The sequence below is a fragment of the Acetomicrobium sp. S15 = DSM 107314 genome (assembly GCF_016125955.1).
Taxonomy (GTDB): domain Bacteria; phylum Synergistota; class Synergistia; order Synergistales; family Thermosynergistaceae; genus Thermosynergistes; species Thermosynergistes pyruvativorans.
In genome coordinates this window covers 20,486-32,448 of record NZ_JADEVE010000174.1, presented here as the reverse complement: position 1 = coordinate 32,448, position 11,963 = coordinate 20,486, and the positions used below count along the sequence as shown (strand labels likewise).

General features: G+C 50.0%; 12 protein-coding genes. 1 reads left to right on the top strand and 11 read right to left on the bottom strand.

Annotation, left to right across the window (positions count from 1 at the left end; all coding sequences use genetic code 11):
- Positions 1–522 precede the first annotated feature (522 nt).
- Positions 523–741 (top strand): ATP-binding protein, encoded by a 219-nt coding sequence (locus tag EZM41_RS14625; protein ID WP_446697813.1) that lies wholly within the window; start codon positions 523–525, stop codon positions 739–741.
- A gap of 466 nt (positions 742–1,207) precedes the next feature.
- Here EZM41_RS14625 and EZM41_RS04665 read toward each other — a convergent pair whose 3' ends face one another.
- The 11 genes from EZM41_RS04665 to dapA form a co-directional block, all read right to left on the bottom strand.
- Complete coding sequence (locus EZM41_RS04665; protein WP_198469980.1) at positions 1,208–2,185, bottom strand: aminopeptidase; 978 nt, start codon at positions 2,183–2,185, stop codon at positions 1,208–1,210.
- 612 nt (positions 2,186–2,797) lie between these two features.
- Positions 2,798–3,841 (bottom strand): AbrB family transcriptional regulator, encoded by a 1,044-nt coding sequence (locus tag EZM41_RS04660; protein ID WP_269778858.1) that lies wholly within the window; start codon positions 3,839–3,841, stop codon positions 2,798–2,800.
- A 42-nt stretch (positions 3,842–3,883) separates the two neighbouring features.
- The gene (locus EZM41_RS04655; RefSeq protein WP_198469978.1) at positions 3,884–4,378 is read right to left on the bottom strand and encodes a PCC domain-containing protein; all 495 of its coding nucleotides are present in this window, start codon (positions 4,376–4,378) and stop codon (positions 3,884–3,886) included.
- A gap of 38 nt (positions 4,379–4,416) precedes the next feature.
- Positions 4,417–5,352 carry an ABC transporter permease gene (locus tag EZM41_RS04650; protein ID WP_198469977.1) on the bottom strand — a complete coding sequence of 312 codons (936 nt, stop codon included), beginning with the start codon at positions 5,350–5,352 and terminating at the stop codon, positions 4,417–4,419.
- A 6-nt stretch (positions 5,353–5,358) separates the two neighbouring features.
- On the bottom strand, positions 5,359–6,291 hold the full coding sequence (locus tag EZM41_RS04645) for an ABC transporter ATP-binding protein (RefSeq protein ID WP_198469976.1): 933 nt from the start codon (positions 6,289–6,291) through the stop codon (positions 5,359–5,361).
- 3 nt (positions 6,292–6,294) lie between these two features.
- The gene (locus tag EZM41_RS04640) at positions 6,295–7,521 is read right to left on the bottom strand and encodes a COG1470 family protein (RefSeq protein ID WP_198469975.1); all 1,227 of its coding nucleotides are present in this window, start codon (positions 7,519–7,521) and stop codon (positions 6,295–6,297) included.
- A gap of 150 nt (positions 7,522–7,671) precedes the next feature.
- Positions 7,672–8,046 (bottom strand): cyclophilin-like fold protein, encoded by a 375-nt coding sequence (locus EZM41_RS04635; protein ID WP_198469974.1) that lies wholly within the window; start codon positions 8,044–8,046, stop codon positions 7,672–7,674.
- 23 nt (positions 8,047–8,069) lie between these two features.
- Entirely contained in the window at positions 8,070–8,624 is a 555-nt protein-coding gene (locus tag EZM41_RS04630; RefSeq protein ID WP_198469973.1) for a nitroreductase family protein, read from the bottom strand.
- Between the two features lie 24 nt (positions 8,625–8,648).
- Positions 8,649–9,896 (bottom strand): glycerate kinase type-2 family protein, encoded by a 1,248-nt coding sequence (locus tag EZM41_RS04625; RefSeq protein ID WP_198469972.1) that lies wholly within the window; start codon positions 9,894–9,896, stop codon positions 8,649–8,651.
- Positions 9,897–9,907: 11 nt separating this feature from the next.
- Positions 9,908–10,894: a glyoxylate reductase gene (gene gyaR / locus EZM41_RS04620; protein ID WP_198469971.1), complete on the bottom strand. Its 987-nt coding sequence runs from the start codon at positions 10,892–10,894 to the stop codon at positions 9,908–9,910.
- An 89-nt stretch (positions 10,895–10,983) separates the two neighbouring features.
- The gene (gene dapA / locus EZM41_RS04615; protein ID WP_198469970.1) at positions 10,984–11,874 is read right to left on the bottom strand and encodes a 4-hydroxy-tetrahydrodipicolinate synthase; all 891 of its coding nucleotides are present in this window, start codon (positions 11,872–11,874) and stop codon (positions 10,984–10,986) included.
- Positions 11,875–11,963 lie beyond the last annotated feature (89 nt).

Here is an 11,963-nt window from a genome sequence, read left to right as displayed (position 1 = left end):
TACCAATAAGGTGATGGGTTTCGTGGGATACTGTGATGCTGCCAGTGCCGCCATTTGACCGTGACCAAACAAAGCTACGCTCAAAATCATTGCAAGTAGAAACATCACAACTTTTTTCATTAAGCTTCCCCTCCCTTTTTGTTGTATGTTTTTATTAATTTTAGCCGAACTTAGAAACCTGAAGATCACCTTCTAAGTCTGTTTTGATGTTACATCATCTTTTTAACTGTATATCGTATTGCTATCTACAAAGATGAAATAACAGGTCTATTTGGCGACTGAAAAAACTTTTGAGTACCATAAATTCTTTGAGCTGCGGTTTTATTTTAGCTTATCGTCTAAACTACTCAATATGAAAACATATCTTACCAAAGATGTCAAGCCTAGTTAATAATAAATAAGGACAATTGTACATATTGGCGCTGGACTGTAGATGGCGAATTTACATGTTTTCTCATGTTTTGTTTGTTTTTTGAGATTCTTCTATGTTTAGTTTCTTATGTGGTTTAATTTTAATTTCAGTTGAGCGTCGACGACAAACCAACCAAGGAGCTCGCCACTACGGCCTTCGCCTGCAGAGCAGAGAGCTTGGTGCTCCTCGGGCCTACTGGGGTGGGTAAAACGCACCTGGCATTTGCTCTTTTCGCGGAGGCACTGCCTTGCAGCATTTCGGTCTACTTCACTACCCTTACAAAGCTGATCAAAGAACTAAAGGCGTTCAAGCCTCTTTTTTTCAGTTGAAAGCGCTCGTTGCAAAAGAGGGAGCATCATATACACCAGCAATAAGGAATTTGGTGAATAGGGAGAGCCGATGAGCGATTCAGTGTTAGTAACAGCAGTGTTGGACAGGCTATTCATCATGCCCACATCATTAACATCAGGGTCGTTTGAAGGACAGAGCAAAGACTAGGCTGTATAAAAGTTCTCAAGCCAATGCTTAGTTGAAGGCTGGGGTGGGTCAATTTTAAACCGGCATAGATGGATCAATTTCAGGCCTATGTTGACACTCTAAGATCTCGAGACCTGCCAATCTATGATAAATCTAATAAAATACGTCTATAACGAATGCGGCATTGCAAACCCACTACGCATAGCAACATACATAAAGTCCGCTATCTTTCTCTTTCATTAATTCCACATGCCAGAAATGGATACAACTCGATATGGTGACCGTGGTTAGGTGATTTTTTAAGTAGTCTCTTTTATATTATCCAACAACTTCCCCACTATCAATGACTACCCTACCATCAAGAGATACTGTAGGATTAGCCATCATTACATCATAATGAATCGGGGCCTTAACCTCACCACCAAGATTATGACTAGTCCCAATCCCTACATGTACGCTACCGTATACACCATGATCATTAAGCATAATACCATTAAACCTTCTTATCTCGGGATTTAGTCCTATTGCTATCTGTGCAATATTTAAGGCTGCAGAATCCCTGAGTCCCTTTAAAAGACTATTGAGAAGTGCAGCCTCCTTGCCACCAGCAATTTCTGTTATAGAGCCATTTTTAACCTTTATTGCGATGGGAGATTCTACAATACCGATACCGAAATTTGGAACAGAGCCATCAACAACAATTACTCCTTCCGCGGTTCCCTCCACTGGTGCGACATTTGCTTCAATATTTGGAACAGCCGAATATTGTCCTGGTTCATTTACTATACATGAATGAGCGTTACCGTTGCGGCCTTTGATACTAGCTGTAAACCTGGTACCGCTTGAAGATGTAATTTCTACTTTGTTCGAATTGGTAAAATGTTCCGCAAATCTTTCACACTCAGGTCTCTGCTTAACAAAATCAGCTTGAATCCCGCCTACATACATTTGTTCCTCCACAAAAGCCGACATAGCAAGAACCCTCGCACCATTATTGAGAGCATTATGAACAGCAGTGGAATGTGAAATCGACCTAGTCACAGGCATAATTACAACATCAGCCTCAAGCATGGCACAGGCAATGATATCAGGTGGTTCTTGGCCATCATATTTATTGGGAAACATAACTGCCATCACCGGTTCAACATCCTCTTCCATCACACCCATCAGTAGGTTTGCTATATTTAGTCTCTCTGGATCGGTAATTATTAAAACCCTTTCCCCCTGGGATACGTTTGCGCAAATCTTAATCACCTTGCGCGCTCCTCTCGTCATCAATACTTCTTTACCTATCATCAACATTAACCTCCTTTAGATATCAAATCGGCTTCACTATTCACACTATTCTACCGTTTTTATTATCTTTAGAAACCTTGGTTAGATTACGTCCTGTACTTTCTGTAAAAATGGGTGGCCTGAGGTTCAGTATAAGATTTATGCATAAAACCCAATAGAAGAGAGCACCCAACAGAAAGAATACCGGCAAACCAAAAGATGCGCAAGGAGTTTTCAAGAGGCGGAAATCGGAGAAAGGATGTCAGAATCCTTGTTATTATTGGAGTTGCCCCAGTTTGCCGGGCGCTTTCATGCTTGGTCTTTGGGTTACCTCCAGCCTTTCATATTCGTTAAACAACCCACATTCAAATTTATTTGTCTGGACTCAGGCGCTCGGGTGTTAAATGTTGCCTATTCCCATGTAGCCTACCCGATGTATTCTAAGTTGGCGTTTTTGGTTCTCTTCGAGTTGACTAACTGTTAATGCCCAAGCAACTCAGGCCAAGGTAGTGAAGATGACAAGAGGAGGCGTAGTGGCGACAACCCGGCGACTGTAATTATGGTACAGGCCGTGCGGTAGATACTCGAGGCCGCTTCGAATTCAATAAGGCCGCTTAAAAGTCTCGGGTCTCGCTAAGAAAGCAGAGCGGAAAGGGAAAATGGCATCACGATGAGGATGCTCACGAGGCGCACCGTGTGCATGAGACTGACTATCAACGGGTCAGCTCCCATCTCATCGGCTATCGCGCCCATTTGAGTCAAACCAGCAGGAGATGCCGACAACAGGCACGTCACCAAGTCCCAACCAGTGATGCGCTTGAGGAGAAAACCCAAGGCTACGGCACAGGCTATCATGCCCCCGGTGAGCAACAAAACCGGGGGCAACATAAAGTAAAGTTGCCTGAACGTCTCCTCGGTCATGCTCAAGCCTATGGTTATACCTACGCCAGTCTGAGCGATAGACCTGATGATCTTCGGAGGGGACCACATGGGTATACCCAAAGCACAAAAAACGCCTACAAAGAACATAGAGCCCAACAGGCTTCCTGCTGGAACATGGCTTATCGTGCCCGCCCATCCTCCTAAGAGAGCCAACCCCACAAAAGTCATATATCTCCAGGGGCTCGAATCGCTTGAATCACAGCTTGAGCTGCAAGGTGGGAGCTCTTCGTCGAGCGAGCCCCCATCGCTTCCAGCGTACCTGGCACCCAACAGAGGCATAACAAACATCGAACCGACGAGACGGAAGGTCTGAAGCAAGGTGACGCTCGCCACGTCTGCCCCAAGGGAGAGAGCGAGGAGCGCCATCTCGGCGACACCGCCAGCGGTCGAACCCAAAAGCGCCGTGGAGATGGGAAGGTCCGTAAAGAGATAAAGCAGCATGCCACACCCTATAGACGTGCCCAACATCCATAGGGAAACAATAATAGAAGGCCAAGCCAAATCGCGTAACAGCTTGGTGCAGTTGCGATCAAAGCGAAGCCCTATAAAGGCCCCTATTGTCACCTTGCTGAAGAAAGAGACAATGCCCGTGGGGAATGCAACCTTCAGCCCTAACGGACATAGCAAAGCTACGGCAAAAAGGGAACCCAATATAGAGGGGGCTGGCAAGCGCAGCCGCAAGAAGAGCCACGCCCCAGCCCCTCCGATTCCGAACAGAAACAGCAACCCGAACAGCTCAAGAGTTGATATCTCAGGCGCTCCTTTCTGTGAGCACTCTCAATCGAAGGCTATATCAGAGCTGCGCGTACTCTCGTCCGACACGACGCGCGCATTTGGCATTTCCAATTTGGCAATGGCTACGATGACCTTGATCCCTGCGATCGTCCCCTTTGTTAGGTGTCCCCCCAACGCAGCAACTGTATCGTTCATCACCGTAGAAGCTGTAAAATGGGCATGCACCTCGACTTCCTCTGACCCCTCCCGTGGGGCAATCCAACCACTGAGCGACAGCAATTCCAAAGGTTGCTCCAACGTAAGGTAGAGCCTATCTTCTGGCTTCACCGGAAACTCCTTGGGCCACCACTTCAAGTTGCGAAACACAGCCCTCCTCAATGCCCCCAAGCCCGAGACGAAGACACCGCAAGATATGCCGCTCGCCTTAACACCCTCTTCAATAGCCTCGAGGAGATCTGCGCCCTCCGTAACCTTAAATTGCACTATTTCCAAAACCCTACCGCTACCCAAAGAGCTCAACAATGCACTTTTGCCCATGCCTGATTCTTCCTCCTTTTACGCCTTTTGCGCGCCTCTCATATGGAGCGAATCTCTTGCCGCATGAAAGCTACATAGGAAACCGCAAAACAGACTATAGAAAGGGCAACCAACGCCACGAACTGCGGCCATACAACCATTAAGCTCTGGCCAATGGAAAGGGGGGAAACTATGAGCCCCTTCAACTGGCTTTCCATGACAATCCCGAAGAGCCGAATTGATGGGTTCAAGATGGCCGAAGAGATCTCCTCCAAAAGGACGCTTGGCGAAAGGCGCATTATCATGGACCTTATGCCTTCGTGTTTGGCTATCTCCTCAATAGCAGATTGCTGCGTCAGCGGCACCATTTCGTCGGCGATAACGCCAGCGACCATGTAAATGAAGAAGGAGAGAAATATCCAAACCGCGATCGAAACGAGGGCTGATGTGGAGCTCCTCGCGAAGACGAGGGAAAAGAGAATTGCCAAGCTGAGCCAAAAGGCCACGTATAATACGCAAGCCAGGAAGAACAGGACGACCCTCGCCACCTCTTGGCCATTGGGAACGACGCCTAATTTGCCGATGCTCACCCCTGTTATCATGACGATGATGCTTGCTATCATGATGGCCACAGTGGCCAATCCCGCCAAGAACTTACCGTTGATGACGGCATCCCTATATATGGGCTGTGAAAGGAGCAAGCTCAGCGTGCCTCGTGAGCGCTCGGAGTTTATGGCATCAAACCCCAACACTATTCCTATCAGCGGGCCGAAGAAGCTTATGAAGAAGAGAAAAGACGGAAGCCCGCCTCCAGAGGATGAAAGGAGCATCACGAAGAGATACTCCGGATACGTGGTCTCCGGCGATAGGCTTTCCGTAGCCCCATAGGAAGAGAAGAGGCTGACTGCCACGATGATCAAAAATATTATTAGGAAGCGCTTGCTGCCCAAGTAATCGGTAAGCTCTTTCCAAAACACAGCTCCTGCTCCGCCCATGAGCCATCACCCTTCCTGGAAATATCTCATATAGATCTCCTCAAGGCTATATTCCTTGCCTCTCACCTCAATTGGAATGAAACCTTCGTTGACGACGTCACGGACAAGGTCGGCCTTACGGCTTTCGTCGAACTTGACCACCACTGCCATGCCGCTTGCGCTCACATCGAACACGCCCTCTTTACTCTTGAGCCTCTCCATCAATGACGGCTCGAGGTTATCGCACGTGAGCTTCATCACCCCTTGCCTCTCGCCCAAAACTTGAGCCCCTATCTCATCGATGCTCCCTTGAGCCACCATCTTGCCTTTGAACATGATCCCCACCCGGTCGCAGATCCTTTGCATCTGATAAAGCAGGTGCGAAGAGACCATCACCGTAACGCCCATTTCGTGAGCCATTTTCATAATGAGTCTCAATACCTGCTCTGTTCCCTCTGGGTCTATGCCCGTGGTGGGCTCATCCAAGATGACGAGTTTCGGATCTTTTATCAGCACGGAGGCGAGGCCCAGCCTTTGCCTCATTCCCTTAGAGAACGTGCCCGTCGCTTGATCTTTAACGTGGGATAGGCCGACGACCTCCAAGGCTTCTTCGATCTTCCTTTCGGCCTCCTCACCTTTGATGCCATTTAAGCGGGCTATATAGAGGAGGTTTTCCGCTGCCGTCAGCTCTTCATAGAAGCCCACATTCTCGGGGAGATAGCCGGTTACCCTCTTCACCTGGAGGGGCTCAGTGGTAGAGTTATAACCGTAAACTCTTGCCGTGCCAGAAGTGGGTTCTGTGAGGCCCAAAAGCATAAGTATCGTGGTCGTTTTGCCGGCTCCATTGGGCCCCAACAGACCAAAAATCTCCCCTTTGGCTATGCAAAAACTCACACCATCGACAGCCTTGAAGCCGTCGTAGAGCTTGGTGAGTTCGGAGGCCTCAACTACCCACTCCATGATCTATCGCCTCTTCAGCTTCATGAAAATACCGAACAGGAGCAAAAGAACTGCCGCGATAACGCCAATACCAGCCCACCCCCAGCTGGTGGGGACCTTTACTGTGGCTCTTAAGTCCAAGCTCTTTTGATCCTGGTCCCCAGCTGCCGTAACGGACACCTGATAATCGCCAGGGATGGTGCGCTCGGGAGCCTTGAAAATAGCCGTCACCTGCTCCGGTTTCTGCGTGACCAAAAGGGACTCCAGACTTGATAACTTTTCCGGCTCAAATTTCACTTCCCACCCCTCTGGCTTGCTGGCCAAGAGAGAAATGTTTTCGATGGGAGCAGATCCCTCGTTCCAGAGATAGAGCACCAGGCGCTTCTCTTCCCCCGCCACCATATCGAAGTTGAGTCGATTAGTCTCAGGCACCATCTGAAGCCTGTAAGTTCCCTTTATAATCGCCGAGAGGTCCAGCGCCTTCTCCACGTCACCTGTCTTAGCGATGAGCTTTACGGGATAATCCTTCTTCTCTACATCGATGGGGGGCGTTACGGTTAGAAGGATGCGCTCCGTAGCGCTGCCATCGAGTTTGATGGAGTTTATCCTCCTCTCGGACTCCCATCGCGGCGTTATGTAACCCGACCACTTCTCGGGCAGGTTCAGCGTCAAATCCACAACCACGGCATCTCCGCCCGCGTTTTTAACGGAAATCTCGTAGCTAAACGCCCTTCCCGGCGTGCCTTCAACGGCAGGATATTTGGCCTCCAGTTCGATATCTGTCTTGACTTTCTCCTCAGCCACTTTGCCACCGGTGAGCTGAACCACGATGGGCAATGTTTCGGAAAATGCGCCGTCAAGCGTAGAGGCTTTCACGATGAAGCGATACTCCCCTGCCGCGGCATCCTCGGCGGGCTTTATGCGGAGTTTTACCGTCGCCTCTTTATCCTCATCGCCCGTGCCGAGATGAAGGCTGCTCACTCCGAAGCCGCTCCACTCGGAGTTTAAGAGCATCACCTCCCAACCTTCGGCCTTTTCGTCCCTCTCGAGTTCGAGCTTCACGTCCAGACCCTTGTCGGTCATGTTCTTGAGCTTCACGTCCAATGTAGCTCTGTCTTTTGCGCCTATGATAACCCCCGTAAAGGGCGCATATAACTGAAAGGGCTCCTCGCCCACTGCCTGGGAATACGCAAAATGTGGCACAACAAGCAAGAGTACTATCAACGTCAAGGCTAGACAAATCCGCTTCATCACCGCTCACCCTCCTACCTTAGTATCCTCTGCGATTCTAAAGTTCGTTCATCACAACTAAAAAATATACGAATCTCCCCAGGTCTGCGCAAGGGGGTCTCCAAAGCATTTATTATACATAAACAATTGGCCGAGGTCTTTCGCCAGCGCTCATTCCGAGAGTTCCACGGTTACGCTATCACCATCGCGCACAGCCTTGAGAACCGTCGGGTCACCTATAACTTTACCTACCACTACCACGGGGCTGGCTGGGCGAATTTCATCACCTCGACTCGCAGGCGTAGGGCCAAAAAATAGACAGATAGCTTTGCCAGGCGGCCAGTAACCCACGTCACCCATTTCCACCACCTCTTTGGCATCCTCAAGAGAGGCCTTGACAGGCGTAGAAAAATAAACCTCATCACCCCATGTAGAAGCTTCGCTCTTTATAGGAAGCGCTTCCTTTATAGACTTGGCGGCTTTTGTATCATTCAATTTCACCCTTACAATCACAGATCCTACGGTAATTTTAATCTCTGTAGACATCCTCCTTCGCCTCCGAAAGTCCGTCATCTAATGTAGGCAAAGACGTCGCGTTTCCGCTCGGGCGCTATGGACTGATGTGAAGGATCTTTATAGCCCAACGTGACGGCATAAAAAGGCTCATACCCCTCTGGGATGGAAAGCCTTTTTGCCTCTTCTTCCTGTTGAAAGAAGAAATTGGCGAGGCCTATCCAACAGCTTCCTATGCCAAGGCTCTCGGCAGCCAAAAGCATGTTTTGCGTGGCGGCAGAGCAGTCCACTAAAGCGGAATACGAGCCCTTGCGGCCAGAAACCACTATTACTGTAGGGGCGTTATGAAAGATGTGACGGCGCGTATTTTGCCCTATCTTGACAATCCAGTCTATATCCGAACGCATCATTGCCTCTTTTGCCTTCTCGCTCATACGGTCGATGAGTTCTTTATTCTGGATGACCAGAAAGTGCCACGGCTGCTCGTTATGACCGCTCGGGGCAAAGATTGCCGCCTCCAATATCATATTCAGCTCTTCATCCTTGATCTGATCCGGCAAATACTTGCGGATGCTCCTTCTGCGCTTGATGACATCGAGAACTTCATTCATTTCACATCACCCCTATTCAAACCTTTACTGACATACCAGGATGGTCAAATCATTCACATTAGTCCCCGTGGGTCCCGTCTTTACTAAGCTGCCGCATGCCTCGAGGGCATGATAAGAGTCGTTGTCTTTTAGCGCTTCTTCCGGGTCGCGACCAGCTTCTTTTAGCTTTGTTATCGTAGATCCGTCTACAATGCCGCCGGCGGCATCTGTAGGTCCGTCGGTCCCGTCGGAACCGACCGAAAGCACTGCTACGCCTTCAAGCCCATGGATACCTGTGGCCGCCGAAAGAGCGAGCTCTTGATTTCTGCCACCCAACCCTCGGCCGCGAACGTGAACCACCGTTTCCCCGCCGAGGATCAACGCGCACGGGCGCAGCAATGGTCTATCATACCCCTTCTCCTCGCGAGCTATGGCTGCCAGGAATAGGCCGGCCTCTCTGGCCTCGCAATCCAGAGTCGTAGTCAGGATTTCAGTATCGTATCCCAGCTCGGATGCCGTTTTAGCCGCCTCTTCGCACATCACCTTGACGCTCCCTATGACTACCGTCTCCACGTTGGATAACGATTTGGGCGTCTCTTCCTCTAACAGTTTCAAAAGCTCGGGATCCAACTTCAGCCCGTACTTTTGGACGATGCGTAGCGCCTCTTCGGACGTAGTGCTGTCTGGATATGCCGGACCGGAAGCTATGCTGTCTAAGCGATCGCCCAAAACATCGGAGAGGACAACCGCATAGACTTTGGCAGGATGGAGGTTTTGGGCGAATTGCCCTCCCTTGACGGCAGAAAGCCTCTTCCTGATGGCATTGATCTCGACGATGTTGGCTCCAGAACGCAAGAGTTGATCTGTGACGTCCATGATGCTTTTAAGAGAAACACCGCCTTTCGGTTTCTCAAAAAGGGCCGAGCCGCCGCCCGAAACCAAAAAGAGCACTACGTCATCGCGCGAAAGGCCGGCTGTGGCCCGAAGAGCCGCTTCGGTGGCTATGACCGTATTTTCGTCCGGGATCGGATGCCCAGCTTCGTAAATTTCAAAATTTCCTATCGGCCCCTGACTGTGACCATACTTGGTTATTACGACGCCGCGAAGAATGCGATCACCAAGCACATCAGAAGCGGCCTTTGCCATGCGCCATGCCGCTTTTCCTATGGCCACGAGGACGACTTTACCGGGGAATAAGCGCCCCTCCAGTGCCCGCTTCAGCGCGTTCTCCGGCAATACCGCGTCTATTGCCTTCCTGGCTATCTCAAGCGCATCTTCCCTCGGATTCTTCATAGTCTAACGCCTCACTTTTTCACTACTTCCGGATTCACGAGGTTAGGCGGCGTCTCGCCTTTGAGGGCTTTGACCAAATTATCGGCAGCCATTGTAGCCATCTTGGCCCGTGTAGCGTAAGAGGCGGAACCAAGGTGAGGGGCTAAAACTACGTTATCAAGCTCTAACAGCTCCGGTTCAACCTGCGGTTCGTGCTCGAAAACATCCAGGCCTGCGCCTCTGATCCACCCCTCCTTCAAAGCCTTAGCCAGGGCCTTCTCATCTACGATGGGGCCCCTGGCAGAGTTAACGAGATACGCCTCTTTCTTCATCATTTTCAGCTCTCGTTCGCTGATCAGATGGCGAGTTTCTTTCGTGAGAGGGAGATGAATTGATATAAAATCTGCCTCTTGAAGGAGTTGATCCAACGGCTTGTACTCAGCGTTAAATTCTCTCTCCAACTCCTCGGACACCCTCTGCACGTCATAGTAAATGACCCTCATATCGAAGCCCGTCGCCCTGCGCGCCACGGCCCTGCCTACCCTGCCAAAACCGACGACACCGAGCGTCGCATGATGGACATCAGTGCCCAAAAGGAGCATCGGTTTCCAGGCTTTGTATTTCCCTTGGCGTACAAATTTGTCCCCTTCGACTATTCTGCGCGCTGCAGCCAAAAGCAGCGCCCATGCCAAGTCAGCAGTTGTGTCGGTGAGGACGCCGGGAGTGTTGGTAACCATGATGCCGCGCCCTGTAGCTTCTTCCACATCGATATTGTCGAAACCGACGGCGTAATTAGCCACAACCTTAAGCTGAGGGCCTGCGGCATCCATTACCTCAGCGTCGATTTTATCAGTTAGGAGGGAAATAATACCGTCTATCCCTTTGACCTCCCTTAAAAGCACCTCTCTTGGGAGCGCCCCTTCGTAGTCGAATACCTTAACTTCACAATGTTCCTCCGCTATGCGCATACCTTCCTCAGGAATGCGATTTGTTATCAAGACTTTCGGCTTTCCGTTCATCTTAGCCCACTCTCCCTCTTTTTATATGTTTTATTGACCTCGGAAATCTCTTACGCTTTTCGGCTCTCCTTGAGACAACATAGCGGGCGTCACAAAAGCCCCATTCCCTTGAGGATTTCCTTTAATTCTTGCCTCTTCGCATCTGATAAGTCTTTAACAGGGCTTTTGGCCGGTCCTGCATCTATGCCTATGATTTTGAGCGCCTCTTTTATTACCACGGGAAATGTTCCCAGTTCAAAGGCCACACGCAGCGGGGCGAGGGCAAATTGCGCCTCTCTGGCCTTTTCAATGTCGCCCTTTACAAAATGCTCATAGATATCTACTGCAATTTTAGGCGCCACGTTGGCCGTGGCTGATATGGCTCCGCTCCCGCCGTAAAGCAGCGTAGAGAGTATAAGTGTATCCCTGCCGGCGAGGACACTGAAACCCTTATCTCTGGTCTTCCTGATGTATTCGCCGGTGAGCGTCATGTCGCCGCTGCTATCTTTGATGCCTACGATGTTTTCGATTTGAGAAAGGCGTTCTGCAAGGCCTACGGAGATGCTCACCCCTCCGGTCTTGCCCGGGTTATTATAGAGCAATATCGGAAGACTCGTTGAGTTCGCTATAATCTTATAGTACTCGTAAAGCTCTTCTTGAGATGGAGACAGGAAATAGGGAGTGATGACGGAAACGGCATCCACGCCGATCCCTTCGGCCATCCGAGTAAGCTCGACGGCCTCGCGGGTGGTTACGGCGCCCGTGCCGGCATATACAGGCACACGTTCGGCTGCTTGCTCCACTGCCGTTTCCATCACTTTTTTCTTCTCGTCCCGTGATAGGGCATAAGCTTCACCTTGGCTGCCCACCACGAATATTCCGTGAACTCCGTTATCGACCAGGAAGTCCACGAGGCTCCTCAGAGCTTTTTCGTTGACCTCTTCCCTATCGTTCAAGGGGGTAACCATGGCAGGCAATATGCCGCGAGGGGCAAACGTCATAACTATTCCTCCTTCGATTTCCTTACAGACAGAAAAGCGGATTGGGTTTGACCTTTGTATTGATGTTATTTTAATGTCTCATCTAACCT